At 68.2% G+C, this 17,060-nt stretch carries 18 protein-coding genes; 6 read left to right on the top strand and 12 right to left on the bottom strand.

The window, feature by feature from the left end:
• The first annotated feature begins 398 nt into the window (after positions 1–398).
• Positions 399–1,076, top strand: coding sequence for a response regulator transcription factor (locus ACZ6YV_RS43860; protein ID WP_465515322.1), 678 nt, complete (start codon positions 399–401; stop codon positions 1,074–1,076).
• Here the strand turns inward: ACZ6YV_RS43860 and ACZ6YV_RS43855 are convergent.
• The 4 genes from ACZ6YV_RS43855 to ACZ6YV_RS43840 all read right to left on the bottom strand — a co-directional run bounded on the left by ACZ6YV_RS43855 (position 1,068) and on the right by ACZ6YV_RS43840 (position 6,584).
• The gene (locus ACZ6YV_RS43855) at positions 1,068–2,789 is read right to left on the bottom strand and encodes a sensor histidine kinase (RefSeq protein ID WP_465515321.1); all 1,722 of its coding nucleotides are present in this window, start codon (positions 2,787–2,789) and stop codon (positions 1,068–1,070) included. The two genes, ACZ6YV_RS43860 and ACZ6YV_RS43855, sit on opposite strands and share 9 nt — an antisense overlap.
• Positions 2,790–2,885: 96 nt before the next feature.
• Entirely contained in the window at positions 2,886–3,875 is a 990-nt protein-coding gene (locus ACZ6YV_RS43850) for a nitroreductase family protein (protein ID WP_465515320.1), read from the bottom strand.
• The gene (locus tag ACZ6YV_RS43845) at positions 3,868–5,526 is read right to left on the bottom strand and encodes a SulP family inorganic anion transporter (RefSeq protein WP_465515319.1); all 1,659 of its coding nucleotides are present in this window, start codon (positions 5,524–5,526) and stop codon (positions 3,868–3,870) included. The genes ACZ6YV_RS43850 and ACZ6YV_RS43845 overlap by 8 nt, the downstream gene beginning before the upstream one ends.
• Entirely contained in the window at positions 5,523–6,584 is a 1,062-nt protein-coding gene (locus ACZ6YV_RS43840; RefSeq protein ID WP_465515318.1) for a lycopene cyclase family protein, read from the bottom strand. The genes ACZ6YV_RS43845 and ACZ6YV_RS43840 overlap by 4 nt, the downstream gene beginning before the upstream one ends.
• Before the next feature lie 149 nt (positions 6,585–6,733).
• Here ACZ6YV_RS43840 and ACZ6YV_RS43835 point away from each other — a divergent pair, with 149 nt between their 5' ends.
• The 3 genes from ACZ6YV_RS43835 (at position 6,734) to ACZ6YV_RS43825 (ending at position 9,001) form a co-directional block, all read left to right on the top strand.
• Entirely contained in the window at positions 6,734–7,642 is a 909-nt protein-coding gene (locus ACZ6YV_RS43835; protein WP_465515317.1) for a universal stress protein, read from the top strand.
• A gap of 10 nt (positions 7,643–7,652) precedes the next feature.
• Positions 7,653–8,318: a CBS domain-containing protein gene (locus ACZ6YV_RS43830; protein WP_465515316.1), complete on the top strand. Its 666-nt coding sequence runs from the start codon at positions 7,653–7,655 to the stop codon at positions 8,316–8,318.
• Between the two features lie 98 nt (positions 8,319–8,416).
• Positions 8,417–9,001, top strand: coding sequence for a DoxX family membrane protein (locus ACZ6YV_RS43825; protein WP_465515315.1), 585 nt, complete (start codon positions 8,417–8,419; stop codon positions 8,999–9,001).
• An 80-nt stretch (positions 9,002–9,081) separates the two neighbouring features.
• Here the strand turns inward: ACZ6YV_RS43825 and ACZ6YV_RS43820 are convergent, their stop codons facing one another.
• From ACZ6YV_RS43820 to ACZ6YV_RS43785, 8 genes are all read right to left on the bottom strand, one after another.
• Entirely contained in the window at positions 9,082–11,478 is a 2,397-nt protein-coding gene (locus ACZ6YV_RS43820) for a bifunctional acetate--CoA ligase family protein/GNAT family N-acetyltransferase (RefSeq protein ID WP_465515314.1), read from the bottom strand.
• Complete coding sequence (locus ACZ6YV_RS43815) at positions 11,475–12,050, bottom strand: CBS domain-containing protein (RefSeq protein WP_465515313.1); 576 nt, start codon at positions 12,048–12,050, stop codon at positions 11,475–11,477. The genes ACZ6YV_RS43820 and ACZ6YV_RS43815 overlap by 4 nt, the downstream gene beginning before the upstream one ends.
• 25 nt (positions 12,051–12,075) lie before the next feature.
• Complete coding sequence (locus tag ACZ6YV_RS43810; protein ID WP_465515312.1) at positions 12,076–12,462, bottom strand: hypothetical protein; 387 nt, start codon at positions 12,460–12,462, stop codon at positions 12,076–12,078.
• 13 nt (positions 12,463–12,475) lie between these two features.
• Positions 12,476–13,075: an Rv1733c family protein gene (locus tag ACZ6YV_RS43805; RefSeq protein WP_465515311.1), complete on the bottom strand. Its 600-nt coding sequence runs from the start codon at positions 13,073–13,075 to the stop codon at positions 12,476–12,478.
• A 26-nt stretch (positions 13,076–13,101) separates the two neighbouring features.
• Positions 13,102–13,608 carry a universal stress protein gene (locus ACZ6YV_RS43800; protein ID WP_465515310.1) on the bottom strand — a complete coding sequence of 169 codons (507 nt, stop codon included), beginning with the start codon at positions 13,606–13,608 and terminating at the stop codon, positions 13,102–13,104.
• The gene (locus tag ACZ6YV_RS43795) at positions 13,605–14,417 is read right to left on the bottom strand and encodes a hypothetical protein (protein WP_465515309.1); all 813 of its coding nucleotides are present in this window, start codon (positions 14,415–14,417) and stop codon (positions 13,605–13,607) included. Before ACZ6YV_RS43795 ends, ACZ6YV_RS43800 begins: the two co-directional genes overlap by 4 nt.
• Positions 14,414–15,214, bottom strand: a complete 801-nt coding sequence (locus ACZ6YV_RS43790) for an Acg family FMN-binding oxidoreductase (protein WP_465515308.1) — start codon at positions 15,212–15,214, stop codon at positions 14,414–14,416. The genes ACZ6YV_RS43795 and ACZ6YV_RS43790 overlap by 4 nt, the downstream gene beginning before the upstream one ends.
• A 96-nt stretch (positions 15,215–15,310) precedes the next feature.
• Entirely contained in the window at positions 15,311–15,907 is a 597-nt protein-coding gene (locus tag ACZ6YV_RS43785) for an Rv1733c family protein (protein WP_465515307.1), read from the bottom strand.
• Positions 15,908–16,049: 142 nt separating this feature from the next.
• On the opposite strand from ACZ6YV_RS43785, the gene ACZ6YV_RS43780 reads away from it, so the two are divergent.
• Together ACZ6YV_RS43780 and ACZ6YV_RS43775 are read left to right on the top strand one after the other, a co-directional pair.
• The gene (locus tag ACZ6YV_RS43780) at positions 16,050–16,481 is read left to right on the top strand and encodes a CBS domain-containing protein (RefSeq protein WP_465515306.1); all 432 of its coding nucleotides are present in this window, start codon (positions 16,050–16,052) and stop codon (positions 16,479–16,481) included.
• A complete protein-coding gene (locus ACZ6YV_RS43775; RefSeq protein WP_465515305.1) occupies positions 16,478–16,954 on the top strand; it encodes a universal stress protein in 477 nt (158 codons plus the stop codon). Before ACZ6YV_RS43780 ends, ACZ6YV_RS43775 begins: the two co-directional genes overlap by 4 nt.
• Positions 16,955–17,060: the final 106 nt, after the last annotated feature.

Here is a 17,060-nt window from a genome sequence, read left to right as displayed (position 1 = left end):
CAGAACCGCACCCGCACAGCCCGCCCCAACGACACACGACCAGCCATCACAACCTCCGAACACAATCGGTGTTGCAACGACCCCGTGAACCCAAGCCTCCTTGCCTACTCTGAAGGTAGTGAACGAGGCCTTCACCACCTTCAGATGTGATCTCTGGTGACGGTGGGGCGCCTGTGACATCGGTGCCCGGTCGGCAAGACGGGACTCGCGTGGCTGAGCACGCGAGTGCGGTGTCGCTTCCCCCTGGCCACCGTCTCGACCGAGACGCCACAGGTTGCCCTACCCCCCGGATAGGGCCGAAGGTCCCGGCTCGATGGGACGTCCAGGCGGCTGTTTTCCGTCGATCACCCGGGTACGGTCGATTTCGCGGCCAGCACCCCGCGGTGGAAGGAACCCGAATGACGACGAAGGTGTTCCTCGTCGACGACCACGAGATCGTCCGGCGGGGTCTGGCGGATCTACTCGGAAACGAGCCGGACATCGAGATCGCGGGTGAAGCCGCGTCGGTCTCCGAGGCGCTGGCCCGTATCCCGCAAAGCGCTCCGGACATCGCGGTGCTGGACGTGCGTCTGCCCGACGGGACCGGCATCGAACTCTGCCGCGAACTGCTGTCCACGCAGACCGAACTGCGCTGCCTGATGCTGACGTCCTACGCCGACGACGAAGCGCTGTTCACCGCGATCATGGCGGGCGCTTCGGGATTCGTGCTCAAGCAGGTCCTCGGGAACGACCTGGTGTCGGCGATCCGCACCATCGCCGGTGGCGGATCGCTGCTCGACAGCCGCACCACGGCCGCCTTGATGAACCGGATCCGGCGTGAGCGCAACCAGAACGACCCGACGGCCGGTTTGTCCGAGCAGGAACGCACCGTCTTCGAGTTGATCGGCGAAGGCCTCACCAACCGCGAGATCGGCGAGCGGATGTTCTTGGCGGAGAAGACGGTGAAGAACTACGTCTCCCGGATCCTCGCCAAACTCGGTATCCAGCGCCGAACCCAGGCCGCCGTCCTGGCGACCGAGCTCAAACGAGACGCCGTTCCGCCGATGTTCGGCGGCAAAGACGCGGAATCACGGTAAAGGGACCTGCCAGACCAGCCGGGTCCCACCGCCGTCGCGCTGGGTGAACTGCGCGGTGCCGCCACAGCGCTGCGCCCGCTGTGCGAGATTTTCCAGACCGCTGCGCCGCCCCTTTTCGGGGATGCCGATGCCGTTGTCGGTCACCTCGATGACCAGATCTCGATCCGCCTCTACCGCCACCGTGATCTCGTTGGCGCCGGAGTGCCGGATGGCGTTGCTGAGCGCTTCCCGAACCACCGCTTCCGCGTGTTCGTGCAGACCTGCGGGGACAAGAGTGTCGACGGCGCCGGCAATACGCACCGACGGCGTCACCGTGCCCTCGGTGGTCAGTTCGGTGATCGTGTCGAGAAGGCGACGGCGCAGGCTCTTCGACGCGTCCGAACCGGACGTGTGCAGGTCGAAGATCGACGTCCTGATCTCCCGGACCGTCCGGTCCAGCTGTTCCACCGCCTGGGTCACCCGGTTGCGGGCGAGTTCGTCGGGTACCCGCGGCGCGATGCTCTGCAGGCTCATTCCGGTGGCGAACAGCCGCTGGATCACGTGATCGTGCAGGTCCTGGGCGATCCGGTCCCGATCGGCCAGCACGTCCAGCAACCGTTGCGTGCGCTGTTTCTCGGCGAACTCGAGCGCGACCGCGGCCTGGTCGGCGAACGACGACAACATCGGGACCTGATCCTGCCGGAAGATCGGTCCTCCTTTCTCCCGTCCGGCGACGAGAACCCCACCGACACCGGCCGCGCTGTTCAGGGGGACCACGACCGTCGACCCGAAACCGTCGAACACCGGTTCGCCTTCCGATCTGCTCACGCTTCCCAGGTCCGCGGTGAGGCTCGGTTGCCCGGAGGCGACCACCTCGTCGAACACCGGGTGCCCGCTCGTCATGGATACCCCGACCAGCCTGTTCGCCGCCTCGCCAGCCGCGGCGCTCACCGTGAGGAGGTTTCCGTCGCCGTCCGCCAGCAGGATCATCACGCCGTGGGCTGCCGACAGTTCGCAGACGCGACTCACGATCAGGTTCAGTGTGTCCGTGACCGACGCGCCGCCGAGCAGTTCCCCGTTGACCTCGGCGACCGCTTCCAACCACCGTTCCCGGGTGCGGGACCGCTCGAACAGCCGAGCGTTGTCCACCGCGACTCCCGCCGCGGCGGCCAGCGCCTGGAGGACGACCTCGTCGTCGGCGGTGAACTCGGCCGCTCCCCTCTTCTCGGTCATGTACAGGTTGCCGAACACTTCGTCACGGACGCGGACCGGGACGCCGAGAAAGCTGTGCATCGGAGGGTGGTTCGCCGGGAATCCGACCGACGCGGGATGCGCCGCCAAATCAGGCAGCCGGACAGGATGAGGTTCCTCGATCAACAGTCCCAGAAGACCTCGGCCTTCCGGCAGGTGTCCCATGTTGCCGCGCGTCTCCGGGTCGATGCCCTCATGAACGAACTCCGAAAGTCCTTCCTCGTCACCGAGAACACCGAGGGCGCCATAGCGCGCGTCGACAAGTTCGACCGCCGCCTGGACGATCCGCTGCAGAGTCGAATCGAGCTCGAGACCGGTCGCCACGGCCAAGACCGCGTCGAGCAGCCCCTGGAGCCGGTCACGGGTCTTGACGATCTCCGACAGCCGCTCCTGGACCTCGTGCAGCAGTTCATCGAGCCGCAGGCCGGTCAGAACCGCCGGGCTCAGCGGCGTTTCCTCGGCCGCTTGACGCTCGGACGGCATCGAGGGCTCCTCTCCCATGATCAGTGACGACAGGTGTCCGTCGTCCCTGACGTCTTCAGCGTTTCACCATTGATCGGTTCTGCCAAGGCCCGCGCGTCAAGACGAGAGCCCGCGGTCCAGACGGCGTAACAGGTCACCGACCGGGCGGCGCGCACTGCGCCGAACCGAACCGTCCGGGTAACCCAATCGCATGATCAGCTGAGGCGGCACCGGCAGGGACAACGCGGCTACCAGCCGGGCACGGACGGCCAAGACGTGCAGCGGTTGAGACAACACCGACGCCGCCAAGCCCTCGTCCACCGCGGCCAGCCAGGCACGTTCCATCGCTACACCGGCTGACACGCGCCCCGCACGGCTGTCCTCCGCGCAGAAGATCAAGATCTTCTCCTGGTCCAGCCGTGACGCGAGCGTCTCGATATCGGGGATCACGCTCGTCTCCCGCACCAGACCGGCCCACGGCAGCCCCGCCTTGTCGTACCCCGGCGTCACCAGCCCATCACCGATACCGTCGGTACGCCAAGCCGAGGTCCAGGCGGCGAGTTCCGCTTGGAGCCCGGCGTCGCCCTTGATCGTTTTGGCCGCCGTTTCGAGAAGCTCCGCGAATGTATCCGTGTCCTCGCGCCCGACCCGATGGCAAAAAACGCCCTCGGGCATCGGATCGGTGATCCGCGACAACACCGTCTGTGCCACTGGCACCGGCGAGAAGGACCTGCGATGGCTTCTTCGCCGCGAGATGGCGGCGTAGGAGTGCAACTCGTGGTCCGAAGGCGGTTCGCGGTCCGTCGCGGCCACGACGGCGACGAGCGGAGGTTCATCGCGCGGAATCGCGACGTCGGTACGCCGGCCAAGGACACGGACGGCCAGGACGAGATTGGCGAGTGCGGCACCACAAGAGATGAGTCTGTCGGCCCCTAGAGGATCCTGATGGGGCAGGGGGAGATCCGCACGTTCACTGAGTTCGGCTCGCAGCTCCGGCAGCGCCAGTGACCAAGGCTGGCTGTTGTGCACCGACGGCGCACGGACCACGGCCCTGGCCAGGACCTCCACTTCGCCGCTGGACCACTCTCGTTCATTCCCGTCACGCATCGGCGGATTCCCTCGCGCGGTAGGCCTCGACCACACTGGGCAAGGTCGGATAGAGACGTCGCTCCTCGATGAGCTCGAGCAGACCGGCTGCGGCGAGATCGTCGCGAAGTTCCTGCTTGACCCGGGCCATCGCGAAGGTGATCCCGCGCTCTCGTAGTTCGGCGCACAGGCCGCGGAGCGCGTCGGCGGCGGTGATGTCGAGTTCGACGTTGGCTTCGGCGTTCAGGACGAACCACTCGACCGGCTCGTTCCCGTCGAGGGATTGGAGCGCGCGCCGCCGGAAGTCTTCCGCATTGGCGAAACACAGAGGCGCGTCGTAGCGGTAGATGACCAGCCCCGGCTCGGTGGTCGACGCCGGATAGTCGTCGACGTCGTGCATACCCGGCACCCCCGGCACGAAGCCGAGGACGGCACCGTGCGGTCGCGCCAGTCTGCGTAGAAGATCCAGAATGGACAGTCCGACGGCGGCGAGGACCCCGTAGAGGACATCGAGTGCCAGGACGGCCACGCAGGTCGACGCCGCCAGCACGAATTCGCTGCGCCGGAAGCGGGCGATCCGCCTGAACTCGCCGACCTCGATCAGTTTGAGCGCGGCGAAAACGACGATTCCGCCCAGCGCGGCCTTGGGGAAGGCGGCCAGCACAGGGCCGGCGAAGAAGACCGTGACGATCACCGTCCCCAGCGCGGTGATCGAGTACAGCTGTGTCCGGGCACCCATCGCCATCGCCAGCGCGGTCCTGCTCCCGCTCGAACTGACCGGGAAGCCGTGCAGCAGACCGGAGGTGACGTTCGACGCGGCGAGCGCGCGAAGCTCCCGGTCGGCGTCGACCCGATCTCCGTGCTGCCCCGCGAAGGCGCGCGCGGTCAAGACGTTGTCGGAAAATCCCACGATCGCGATGCCCACCGCGGGCAGCAACAGGTCGGGCAGATCCGCAGCGGAGACGGCGGGAACACCGGGTACGGGCAAACCGGCATCGATCGCGCCGACCACTTCGATTCCCTTACCGGTCAGGGAGAACACGGCCACTACGCCGGCGGCGAGCAGGATCGCGGCCAGTGGCCCGGGGAACCGGGGCATCACTCGCTGAAGTACCAGCAGGGACACCAGCACCAGCGCACCCAGCAGAAGGGTGGGCCAGTGCATCTGGCCGGCGTTGTCCAGGAATGAGGCCAGTTCCGCGACGACGCCGTCGCCGGTGACGGGAACCCCGGTCATCTTGCCCAGTTGGCTCACCATCATCAGGACCGCGATCCCGGCCATGTAGCCGGTCAGTACGGGTTTGGACAGCAGATCCGCCAGGACGCCGAGTTTCGCGAACGCGCCGAGCAGACACAGTCCCCCGACGAGCAACGCGACCGCGGCCGCAAGGGCGCCGTAGCGGAGCGGATCTCCTGCCGCGAGCGGTCCCAGGGCGACGGCGGTCATCAGGGCGGTGGTCGACTCGGGTCCCACGGAGAGGAGCTTCGACGAGCCTAAGAACGCATAGACCGCGAGTGGGCCGATCGTCGCCCACAACCCTGCCTCGGGCGGCAGCCCCGCCACTTCCGCGTAGGCCATCACCTGAGGGACCAGGTAGGCCGCGACGGTGATCCCGGCCAGCAGATCGCCTCTCAACCACGACCGCCGATAGCGGGAGGACGGCGGCTTCATCGGTGTCTCCGGGCCACGGCACGATAAAGGGAAGGAGGAAGTCCGGAGAACAGCCGTCCCTCCTGCGCGACGGAACTCGCCTCGTCGAGGAACCGCAGTACCGGTTCGGCCGACGAGCGATCGAACAACGCCCCGAAGACCCGCTCCAGCTGAGCCGGGTCCCGGGTGATCACATCGAGCAGCGCGGCGTCGAACACGTGATACCGGTGTGATGGCTTCGGCAGGTCGAAGGGATGCCCGTGGATGGCGAGTGATCTCGCGATCGCCGCGCTGTCGGTTTGGATCCGTTCGAAGGCGTATCCGGTCGATGCCTTGACCATTCCCGCCTTCGTGCCGATGGCGAGGACCGAACCGCGCCTGCGATCCACCGTCTGGACGGACAAGGGCAGCGACCCGGACTCTTCCCGTCCGACAGTGCAATCCCGGAGACCGAGCACCTCGGAGATGTACTCGCCGAGCACGTATCGCTGCTCCTTCGCACAGGGCACGCCGTGCGATCGGGCCGGCGCGAAGGAAGTGTGCTCTACCAACGCCTCTTGAGAACCTCGCGGAAGAACGTAGAAGAAGCTCGCCGCCCGGCGCTGCGAGGTGCGGAAGTCGAAGAACGTCGGGATCGCCGGATCGAACGCCGGGGCGGCGGTGCGCACGTGCCAGCCGCGGAAGATCAGCCAAGCGTCGGGCCTGGGCGACTCGGCACCTCGACCCGCTCGCCTGATCCCACTTACGTGTCCACTGTGGAGCGTGAACCCATCATGCCTGGACGTCATTCGGGTGACCGCCGCGGCGAAGTCGTCACCTCGTACGAAGCGGTACCGATAGGCCCCGAGATCGAGGGTCCGCTCGCGGCCACCCGCGTAGACCCGGAATCGATCGAACGTGCGGGACACGGAGGTGTCGAGCAGGCCCGGTCTGTCCGACCACGATGCCCAGCCGGCCCGCGTAACAGGCCGGCTCGCGTCGTCGACGACGGTGATCGACCCGAGCGGTTCCGTCCGGGCGGCGAGGTGTGCCGCGAGGCTGAGACCGCTGAGCCCTCCTCCGGCGATGAGGATCCTCATCGATCGAGTCCACAGCTCCGCGAGCACACAGGCTAGTGACCAGTGGCGCGCCTGGGGTCCCGTGTATCCGGGACCAACGGCACCGGTGGAGTACGACCACGTTCCCTTAGCTTTGCGGCATGAGCCGTGATGAGCGGAAGGACCTGATCATGAGCCGCCCCCTCCCGATGGCAGGACCGCTCGTGGTCGGCGTGGATGGATCCGCCGGATCCAAGGCGGCCACCGTCTGGGGCGCGCAGGCCGCCGAGCGGCACGGCGCACCCCTCGTCCTCATGCACGCTTTGGCGATTCCCGACTTCTACGCGGGCCCGATCGTGCCACCGACCGACGAACTCCTTCACAAAGTACGCGTCCGCGGAGAATCCATCGCGCGCGAGATGACCGAGGTGGCCGAACACGTCGCCGTATCCGGCGTCGAAACCAGGATCTCCGACGACTCCCCCGCCCCCGCGCTGCTCGACGCCTCCCGCGAGGCGCGGATGATCGTCCTCGGCTCGACCGAGCACAACCGGCTCACCGCGCTGTTCGGGGGTTCGGTGACCGCTCCGCTGGCGGCCCATGCGCAGTGCCCCCTCGTCTCGGTCCGCGGCCGCACCTGGGATCTGTCCGGCGCGCGGAACCGCCCCGTCGTGGTCGGCGTCGACGGCGGTTCCACCAGCGACCTCGCCATCGCCTCCGCTTTCGTCGAGGCGAGCGCCCGCGACGCCGAACTGATCGCCGTTCACGCGTGGGGATACGCCGGCGGCTCGCGGTCCTTCGGAGACTCCCTCGGCAACTACGAGTGGGAACTCGTCGCCGAGTCCGCACGGAACCTGGTCACCGGACAGCTCGCGAAGTTCCGCGACAGCCATCCGGAGGTCAAGGTCCAGGAGGTCGCCGTTCGCGACGACCCGCGCCAGGAACTGCTTCGCTGGAGCGTCAAGGCTCAGCTGATCATCGTCGGAAGCCGGGGACGTGGCGGGTTTCGCGGTCTCCTTCTCGGTTCGACCGGACAGGCCTTGCTCCATCACGCCGCCTGCCCGGTCCTGATCGCCCGCACCGCGGCAACCGGAAAGTGAAGGAAGGGCAATGCGCACAACCGTTTCCCAAGTCATGACGGACAGCCCGATCGCGGTCACGGCCGACACGACCTACAAACAGCTCGCCGGGCTGATGGCCCTGCACCGGATCAGCGCGATCCCCATCGTCGATGACGCCGGCGCACCCGTCGGTGTCGTGTCCGAGTCCGACCTTCTCGCGCGGTTCCGGCATCCCCGGGCCTCTTTCGTCTCCGGCCGCCACAGCAAGGACGAGCTGCGTAAGGCGAACGGACTTCTCGCGAAAGACCTGATGACCTCGCCTGTTCTGAGCATCGGTGGCGGTGAATCCGTCGAGGCGGCGGCGGCTTTGCTAGGCCGCAAGGACGTCCGGCGGCTGTTCGTCGTCGAAGACGGCAAACTGACCGGGGTCGTCTCACGCCGGGATCTGCTGTCGAGCTTCCAACGTCCGGATGAGGAGATCCGCTTCGACATCGAGCGCGACGTCCTCGCCGGCACCCTCTGGGTGGCACCGGGTCAGGCGTCCGTGACCGTCGAAGACGGCGTCGTCACCCTGCTCGGCAGGCTCGACAACCGCGGCGCCGTCGAACGGGCCGGCGCTCTCGCCGCGGACGTCGCCGGCGTGGTCGAGGTGCGGAACCGGCTCGACTTCGTGTGGGACGACGAAACGATCCGCCCCGCCGCCCTCGGCACATGACGATGGCCTCGCATACCCGGGCCTTTCGACCCCAGAGCCTCGCGCCACCGCGTAACAGACTGGAATCGACCATCAAGGCCGACTCCGAGGAGAATTCCATGGCCACCACCGACAGCGGCCACCGCCACGCAGTTCCCGCCGGTGACCTGAACGTCCACACCGGACAGAGCGCCGGCGCCAAGAGCCTCGCGGTGCTCCGGATCGCGACCGGGTTGTTGTTCCTGTGGGCCTTCGCCGACAAAACCTTCGGATTCGGCTACGCGACCTCGTCCGGCAAAGCATGGATCAACGGCGGCTCACCGACGAAAGGCTTCCTGAGCCGGGTCGACGTCGGACCGTTCGCCGAAACGATGCGCTCGTGGGGTGGCACCTGGTGGGCGGACTGGCTGTTCATGGCGGGCCTGCTCGGCATCGGTCTCGCCGTGACCTTGGGAATCGCCCTGCGACTTTCCGCCATCACCGGAACCGTGATGATGCTGCTGATGTGGGCGGCCGAGTGGCCTCCCGCCCGGACCACCGCCGCGGGCGAACCGACGATGTCGACCAACCCCCTCATCGACTACCACCTCGTCTACGCCCTCGTCCTCATCGCGCTCGCCGCGACGGCCGCCGGGGCGACCTGGGGGCTCGGTAATCTCTGGTCCCGCTTGCCGTTCGTCGACCACAACCACTGGCTCCGCTGAGCACGACCGGCAGGTCCGTGAAGGCCTCCGTGAGGGGCTCTGAGTCCCTCACGGAGGCCTTCACGGACCTCCAGGATGAGTCAGCGCAGGGCCCGAAGGTACGGATCGCTGTGCGGCCGTCGCCGGACGAGCACCCGTGCCGCGCCCACCGCCGCGCCTTCGGAGGACGCCAGAACCGGATCGAGATCGACGTCGACGACCTCGGGCAACGACTCCATCATCCGGCTCACCCGGAGCAGAAGGTTCCGCACGGCCACCTTGTCGACGGAGCCGTCACCGAAGAGCAGGTGAGCCGACCGCAGATCGTCCATCAGGTCGTCCACGCCGGCGGTGGTGAGCGGGCAGAGGGCGGTGGCGCGATCGTCGAGCAGTGTCTCGTCCAGGCCGCCGAGACCGAGCACGATCACCGGGCCGAAGGTCTCGTCGATCTGGGCGCGCACGATGAGTTCACGGTCACCGAACCGATGTCCGGTGCTCCGGATGCCGAAGCAACCAAAGAAATCTTCACTGTCCTTTCGAGACAGCCAGCCACCGTCGGGATGAGCCACGAGGTACTCGTCGACGAGCTGTGCGGCCGTCACCAGGTCGATGCCGTCCAGGTCGGGCACCAAGCCTTCGGCCTTCTTCAGCCACCGTGAGCGGCTAGCCAGTTTCGCCATGATCACCGCCGCCTCTTCGAGGTCGCCATAGCAAGGGATGCCCGCATGCGCGGCCACGGATTCCAGCTGTCCGAGCCGTACCGCAAGAACAGGCTTCCCCAGCCCCGACGGCTTGAGTGCGGCGAGGGGATCCGCTACGCCGGTCGGCACGCCGGCGGCGATCACCGCGTCGACGGCGTCGTCCGCGAGCACGGCCGACACGCAAGCGGCGAACGTCTCCGCGGTGACGGCGGCACTCGTGTCGAGCGGATTCCCCACGCTCGCGTGCTCGGGTAGCACGCGACGCAGTCCGGCTGTCGTGTCCGCGCTCAGCTCCGGGGACATCAGACCATGACGGGCACAGGCTTCGGCGCCGAGCACCGCGGCACCGCCCGCGTTGCTCACCACGACCACCCGATCGCCCTCGGGGAGAGGTTGCCACGACAGGGCGGCGAGGAGGCCGACCACCTCGGTCACGGAATCCACGACGAGTACACCGGCCTGGCCGAACAGCGCCTGCTTGGTGGCGGCCGGGGTCGCTCGCGCCGACGTATGGGCGGCGGCGGCACGGTGCGCGGCTGCCGTACCGGCGCCTCGAATGGCCACCACCGGCTTCTCACGCGCGAGTGCCCGAGCCAGTCTGCTGAACTTCTTCGGGTTGCCGAACGACTCCAGGTAGAGCACGGCGATGTCGGTGTTCTCGTCCCGGCGCCACCAACGCAGGAGGTCGTTTCCGCTGACGTCGTACTTGTCCCCGGTCGAGACCAAAGTGGACACACCAAGACCCAACGCCGACAATGAATCCAGCAGAGCGATGCCGAACCCTCCGGACTGGGTGACGACACCGATCCTGCCCGGCGGTGCGACCTCGTGCGCGAACGTCGTATCGAATCGCACCGAAGGCGCCGTGTTGGCCACGCCGAAGCAGTTCGGTCCGACCAGCCGGATTCCGTTGCGACGCACGCTTTCGCGCACACGCTCGCCGAGCGGTGTGCCGGTCAGCCCCGCGGTGACGAGGACGATCGCCCTGACGCCGTGACGACCGCATTCTTCGACCACGCCAGGCACCGCTTCGGCGGGTACACAGATCAAGACGAGATCCACCGGACCCGGCAGGGACGAGATCCGCGGAACAGCGGGGACTCCCAGGATCTCCCTGGCGTTCGGGTTCACCACGTGCAGTTCGCCCGCATAACCGGAATCGACGAGGTTGCGCAGGACCGCGCGCCCCACCGAGTCCTCGCGGCGTCCCGCACCCACCACGGCGATGGACGCGGGTTCCAAGATCGCCCGCAGGCTCGCCACGTCCGCGATCCGTTCCCGCTCCTCGATCCGCTCGAGATACCTTTCCGGTTCACCGAGCTCGATCTCGACCTCGCGTTCCGGACCCGTATGACTGATGGCGTAGGGCAGGCCGAGGTCGGTGAACACGCGGACCATCCGGGCGTTCTCCGCGAGCACCAGGGCGAGGAACCGGCGGATTCCCTTCCCGAGTGCCAGGGAGACGAGGTGCTCCAGCAGGAGAGTCCCGACGCCGTGCGCCTGGACGCTCCCGTCGACGGTGAGTGCCACCTCCGCCGTGTCCCCCTCGCTCTGGACGCGATAGTGGGCGACACCGAGCAACTCGTCACCGCGAAACGCCCCCAGACCGGGACCTTCGATCACCAGACGCGTCAGATGCTCCAGCCCGGCCGGATGGACCGTGAAGAACCGCAGGTAGCGATCGCGTTCGCCGAGGCGCCGATGCAGGCCCAGCACGACGTCGAAGTCGTCCTCACGCAACAGGCGGACGGTGACCATGTCCCCGTCCGCCAGCAACGCCGTGATCTCGGCTGTCATGTCGTGGCCGGCTTCCGATCGACCAGCACCACGGCGACGACCCCCGGAACGGTCCGGGCCAAAGCGTCCAGCACCCGGCGCTCCGCCTCGTCCCGGTACTCGCCGGAGATCCGCACGTAGCCTCCGTCCACCGCGACCGTCCATTTCGGACGACGATCGGCGTAGTCACTCAGCAGGTTGTGGACGTGGGCGGCGACGGTGTCGTCCGGCTGCACCAGAGGCCGGAGCAGATCCCGCCTGCTGACGACCCCGACCAGCACCCCTTCCTCGACGACCGGCAGGCACCGGAGCCGGTCGCCGAGCATCCTGCGGCCGATTTCCGAGACGTCGGTCTTCGGCGAGACGACCTCCACCGGGGTGGTCATCAGCTCGCCGACCGTGATCCCGTCGCCGCCGGACCAGGCCCGGCGCAGTGCGTCGAACTCGGTGAAGGTACCCATCACCCGTCCGTCGGGGTCGACGACCGGAAGCCCGGCGAACCCCCTCTCGATCAGCAAGGCGACCGCCTCACGGACAGGTGTGTCGGGTGTCGTCGCCACCGCCGGACTCGTCATGATGTCTGAAGCACGCATCGAAACTCCTCGTCACTGTTCTGGTTCAAGCAGCCGGCGCGCGGCTGCGCAGGAAGCCCTCGCACACCTCGACGAGTTCCTCCCCGTCGGCGGTGATCACACGGTTCTCCAAGCCCGGCGGGATCATCGGACCGCAGGTTCCCGGCGCCGGGGTCAGGATGACCGGCACCCGCGCCCGTAGCGCGCAGAGCACACCGAACTCCCGCGTCGTCAGCTCGGGTTCGACCGAGCGGACGTCGACCGCGAGATCGGGTGTGTCGGCTTCGTCGAACGGACAACTCCCGCCCGGGGCCAACGCTCGGCAGATCCCGGCCCGGCTGTGGCAGGTGGAGACGCGGCAGCCCAGTTCCCGCAGGGCTTTCCCGACGTCGTCGGCGTCTCCGAATACGGCCTCGGTCAGCAGAATTCGCATCGGCACTCCTCTCTCAGGCGGCGGTCCAGTCCTTGGCGACCCGTTGCCACTCGCGGGTCAAGGCGGTGTCACGTGAGCGGCCGAGCATCACGCGGCAGCCCAGGTACAGTCCGGCCAGGAGAGTCACGAACACGAGCCAGGTCCCGACCCCGACGCCGATGCCGGTGCTCGTCGCGTCCGTGGGTGTCACGGGCGGATCGACCACCTTTCCCGCCGCGTCGAGCCAGATCCGGACCTCGTTCCCCGCCATGGCACCGGACTCGACGGTGACCACACCCTCCCGGACCGGCCCGCCCGGCACGGTCCAGTGGGCGTGCACGTACGCGGTCTCCTCGATCGGCACCCCGTCGAGGCGGATCCGCACGGGCGGCGCGTCGGCCAGCAACGTCGCTGTCGTCTCATGCCGATCCAGAGTCTGCTCGGCCACTTTGAGCATCTGGTGGGCGTAGGTATCGGACCCGGCCGCGGCGGCGAACGGGATCGCCAGCAAGGCGGCCAGGACGGCTCCGGCCGCGAGGGCGGCTTCGAACCGGTCGGACCAGCGGGCGAGCGGATTACGCCCGAGGTGGAGCCGCCGCCACACCACGGTGACGATTCCTGGCTGCTCTCGCATGACATCGCTCCTGGATCAGGGTGTGCTCAGAGAATCGGGCCCGGTTCGTAGGAAACGGAGTTCAGAAGCCGGCCCAGCCTGCTTCCCGGCGTCCGGGCGGGCGGCGGGATGACCACGACCGGGCAGGTCGCGTTGTGCAGGCACGCGTTGCACACGGAGCCCACGAGCAGTTCTCGCAGTTTCCCCGTGCCGTGGCTGCCGAGAACGAGCATCGAGGCACCCTTCGACTGCTCGACCAGGGCGTCGCCCGGGTCCCCGATGGGTACCTCGTAGCGGACCGGAAGTGCTTCGTGGCCTTCGAGCAGTTTCGACGTCGCTGCTTCGAGTGACTTCAGATGGACGTCTTTCGCCTGGGCGACGGAGTGATTCGCCGACGCGTCGTCCAGCATGGCGTCGTGGAACCACGCGTTGACCACCTGCAGCACGGCACCTTGCCGCGCCGCCTGCTCGGCCGCCCACCGAACGGCCGCGGCCGCACTCGCCGAACCGTCCATTCCGACGACGATCCGGTTCTCCGTGGTGTCGTCTGTCATGACGTGTTTCCCTTCTCTGCCGGTGTTCTCTGATGGGTCCGGACGATGACGACCAGCTGGGGAACACCCGCGGCCCCGCCGAGACCGGCGAGTGAGCTTCGAACTCCCGGTGCGTCGAAGGGTTCCGTGAACGTGCAGCTGCGCAATCCGTGCTCCGCGGCGGCGAGCCGCAACCGTTGCGCCACCGCTCCGGCCCGGACGAGCAGGGGACGCGCTTCCGTCTCGCTGCCGACCACGAAGGCCGACCAGGTTCCTGCCTGGTCTTCGGTCTCTGGCGCCGCCTTACGGCCGATCCGCCCGCCGACCTTCGGCAGGGCTCGCACGCCGCGCGGAGTCAATGCGCTGACGTGCACTCCCTCGGCGGCACAGTCCTCCGCGACCCTCCTGCCCCACTCAGTCAAGGACGGCGGAAGGGACTTCGACACGCGTCCGGACATCGCGCCGAACCTGGCGAAATCACCGGCTTCCGGACGTGTCCGGACCGTTGCCTTGATGCGCGCGACCCGGTCGAGGATGAGGACGTCGGCGGACAGGTCCACGCGGGGTTCCCAGCCCAGCACCCGGACGACGAGCTCAAGATAGGCGAGCGCGGCACCGCAGGCGATCAACCGGGCACGACCGCCACGGTCGCGAAGCCAGTGAGTGTCGTGCGGCTTCTCGAAAAGATCCACCGCGTCGCCTTGAAGGGAAAGGATCCATTCGTCGCCGAGCCATCGCCGTGCCGCGAGCCGCGCCGCCGCGACGAGGATCCGCTTCTCCTCGGTCGACCAGACATGCGCCGGGACCGTGGTCCGCAGGGAGCCGCTCATCGTGCTACCCGCCTCTCCCGGACGACCGCGTCGATCGACCGGCGCGGCGTCGGGACGCCGGGATAGCCGTATCCCAGCCGAAAGACGGTCTGCGGATGATCGGCACCGCCGAGCAGCGCTCGGAGTTCCGCGAGGGTGGAAGGGATTTCCATCGGCTGGGAATAGAACGACGCGCTCAGTCCGGCGTCGCAGGCCGTGAGCAGCACCCGCTGCATCGCCCGGACCTGCGACAGTGATCCGTCGCTCGGGGTCGTCAGGACCGCGACCAGCGGGTCCTGTTCGAAGACCCGGATCTCCTCACTGCCGGCGAAATGCCGGACGGAGAGCAGGCCGCCCGCGGACCGGGGCCCGCCCGCGAAGTCCGGAACGCCGTCGTCCCCGCCGTGGCTCTCGGCCCAGACGCGGAGCTCCGCTTGGAAGGTCTTGTCCTGGTTCTGTATGTGGTCGGCACGGCGGATGAGCCCCGCCACCGGTTCCAGGAGGCCGTGTTCGTCGAGCAGCGCGAGGCCGGCGCCTTCCTCGTGCGCCGCCTGGACCACCGCGGCGCGTGCCGCGGGCGGTACGGCCTGCTCGGTGAACGGGCGTCGGTTGCTGAAGCGCCGCGGCACCGCGGCCGCGAGCCGTCGCTCTTCCGAAGTCTGCCGATGCCGGGGACCCAGCTCCACCCTCGCGAGCAAAGACGGCCGGTCACGCTCCAGTGCCAGCTCGAAGATCCACGGTTGCGCGTTGTGCGGTGACGGCGCCCGTACGGCCGCTTCCAGCGCGGTCTTGATGACCGGTGACCGCGTGACGACCATGGTGCCGCTCCTTCTGCTCGGTGCCTCTCAGCCTGCTCCGCGGGCGCTCGCACCGGGAGTGCCGTGGGCCCCGGCGAGCCGGGACCTTCGACACCGCTACCAAGACGTCCATTTCGGGGGCGTCTCCCGCCATTCCTGTTGCCAGCGTGAGAAGCGCACTCGATCGAGCCCCAGCCGGACCAGTCCGTAGAGCAACGAAGAGGCCACGATCGCGGCCAGCCAAAGTCCGATGGCCGCACCGACGCCCATCAGACGTGCGTCAGCCACGGTCAGGGGTGCGGCTACCGGATTCCCCTGGTCGTCCAGCCAGACAGGCACCTTCGCCGCCATTCGCGTGCCCCGGGTCGCCGGGACTTCTCCGACTCGGATCTCACCCTCGCGAGTGGGCCAGGTGGCTTCGACGGGGACGGTGTCCCGCGTCAGACCCGCACGTCCTCCCATGGCGAGCGGCGCCCCCTCCTCCAGGAGGGTCGCCTCGGTGCGATACCGCTCGCCCTGTTCCGCGACGGCCCGCTCCGACTTCGCCACGAAGACCGCCGAGCCGGCGGCCGCGGCGAACGGCAACGCGACGAGCACGATGAGAACAGCGAGCAGCAGGATGACCGCTTCGGTGCGATCTTCCCTGCGCGCGAGCGGATTCCGCCCGATGTGAACGGTGTGCCAGGCTCGCGCCCAACGCGACGACGCATCCATGACCTCGACCTCCGATGGAGTCCCCAGCGGGTGGTGTCGTCAGAGTCGCGCGTGGGCGCGCGCTTCGGACAGGGCCGACCGTCCCTCCGCGGCGGGACCTCCAGCGGTGTCGTCGGGACAGCGCCCGGACGAGACTGAGTCCATGCGAGTACGTGAAGTCATGACCATCCCCGTCGTCGCGGTGACGTCCGCGGCGACGATCGGCGAGGCGATCTCCGTGCTGACCGGCAAGGGCATCACCTCGCTGCCGGTCGTCGACGATCTCGGCGGGCTCATCGGCCTGCTCTCCGAGGAGGACGTCATCCGCGCGGGCTACCTCTCCGATCCACGGCTGGACGGCGGACCTGACGCAGGCGTTCTCCTGGGCGCTCGCACCACCGTCCGGGACATCATGCGTACGCCCGGTGTGGGTGCGCATCCGGACGCCGACCTCACCGATCTCGTCGAGAGAATGCTCGAACACCGGCTCAGGTCGGTCCCGGTGCTCGAACTCGGCCAGGTGATCGGTGTCGTCACCTGGCAAGACCTTCTTCGCGCAAAGATCGACCTCCCGTCGCAAAGGAACAAGCCATGAACACAAGCCCCGAGAACGCGCGCCGCATCGTCGTCGGCACCGACGGGTCACCCGGCGGCGAGGAAGCGATCAGCTGGGCCATCACCGAAGCGGCGGCCCGTGGCGACCGCGTCGAGGTCCTTCTCGTACGACCGAGGGAGGAACTCCTGCCCGGTACCTCGTTCGCCCTCCAGCCCCACGGCCGTGTGCCCGTCCGGGACGGCTATTCGGTGAAGGAGGCCGCTGACCGGACCCGCGCGAGACTCAACGCGGAGGTGCCCGTGGAAGCCTCGGTGCGGCAAGGGAATCCCACCTCGGAACTCCTCGCGGCGGCGCAGGGCGCGGATCTCCTGGTCCTGGGTTCTCCGTCCCGGAAGGGGATGGAACGGCTCGTGTTCGGCAGCGTCGCCACAGCCTGTATCAGACACGCCACCTGCCCGATCGTGCTCGTCACTCCCGACGCGGTGCACCGGTTCAGCCCCAGCGCTTCCTGACATCGGCCGGCTGGTCGTGAGTGGCGATTCGGGTTATTGAGGGGTAAGGCAAACCTGGCGTGTTTGTGGACGGTGTCGGTGACTCTGCGCGACACCGGGTCGTTGG

Source organism: Amycolatopsis sp. NPDC102522, from assembly GCF_055584485.1.
Note: the sequence above shows the minus strand (reverse complement) of the source record. Positions and strands in the feature narration are given on the sequence as shown.

Coding starts and splice junctions, on each gene's coding strand:
- ACZ6YV_RS43825 (WP_465515315.1), top strand. CDS start 8,417: ATGGCCACCACCGACAGCGGCCACCGCCACGCAGTTCCCGCCGGTGAC.
- ACZ6YV_RS43800 (WP_465515310.1), bottom strand. CDS start 13,608: ATGACAGACGACACCACGGAGAACCGGATCGTCGTCGGAATGGACGGT.
- ACZ6YV_RS43775 (WP_465515305.1), top strand. CDS start 16,478: ATGAACACAAGCCCCGAGAACGCGCGCCGCATCGTCGTCGGCACCGAC.
- ACZ6YV_RS43850 (WP_465515320.1), bottom strand. CDS start 3,875: ATGCGTGACGGGAATGAACGAGAGTGGTCCAGCGGCGAAGTGGAGGTC.
- ACZ6YV_RS43830 (WP_465515316.1), top strand. CDS start 7,653: ATGCGCACAACCGTTTCCCAAGTCATGACGGACAGCCCGATCGCGGTC.
- ACZ6YV_RS43785 (WP_465515307.1), bottom strand. CDS start 15,907: ATGGATGCGTCGTCGCGTTGGGCGCGAGCCTGGCACACCGTTCACATC.
- ACZ6YV_RS43810 (WP_465515312.1), bottom strand. CDS start 12,462: ATGCGAATTCTGCTGACCGAGGCCGTATTCGGAGACGCCGACGACGTC.
- ACZ6YV_RS43845 (WP_465515319.1), bottom strand. CDS start 5,526: ATGAAGCCGCCGTCCTCCCGCTATCGGCGGTCGTGGTTGAGAGGCGAT.
- ACZ6YV_RS43795 (WP_465515309.1), bottom strand. CDS start 14,417: ATGAGCGGCTCCCTGCGGACCACGGTCCCGGCGCATGTCTGGTCGACC.
- ACZ6YV_RS43805 (WP_465515311.1), bottom strand. CDS start 13,075: ATGCGAGAGCAGCCAGGAATCGTCACCGTGGTGTGGCGGCGGCTCCAC.
- ACZ6YV_RS43780 (WP_465515306.1), top strand. CDS start 16,050: ATGCGAGTACGTGAAGTCATGACCATCCCCGTCGTCGCGGTGACGTCC.
- ACZ6YV_RS43820 (WP_465515314.1), bottom strand. CDS start 11,478: ATGACAGCCGAGATCACGGCGTTGCTGGCGGACGGGGACATGGTCACC.
- ACZ6YV_RS43790 (WP_465515308.1), bottom strand. CDS start 15,214: ATGGTCGTCACGCGGTCACCGGTCATCAAGACCGCGCTGGAAGCGGCC.
- ACZ6YV_RS43835 (WP_465515317.1), top strand. CDS start 6,734: ATGAGCCGCCCCCTCCCGATGGCAGGACCGCTCGTGGTCGGCGTGGAT.
- ACZ6YV_RS43815 (WP_465515313.1), bottom strand. CDS start 12,050: ATGCGTGCTTCAGACATCATGACGAGTCCGGCGGTGGCGACGACACCC.
- ACZ6YV_RS43840 (WP_465515318.1), bottom strand. CDS start 6,584: ATGAGGATCCTCATCGCCGGAGGAGGGCTCAGCGGTCTCAGCCTCGCG.
- ACZ6YV_RS43855 (WP_465515321.1), bottom strand. CDS start 2,789: ATGCCGTCCGAGCGTCAAGCGGCCGAGGAAACGCCGCTGAGCCCGGCG.
- ACZ6YV_RS43860 (WP_465515322.1), top strand. CDS start 399: ATGACGACGAAGGTGTTCCTCGTCGACGACCACGAGATCGTCCGGCGG.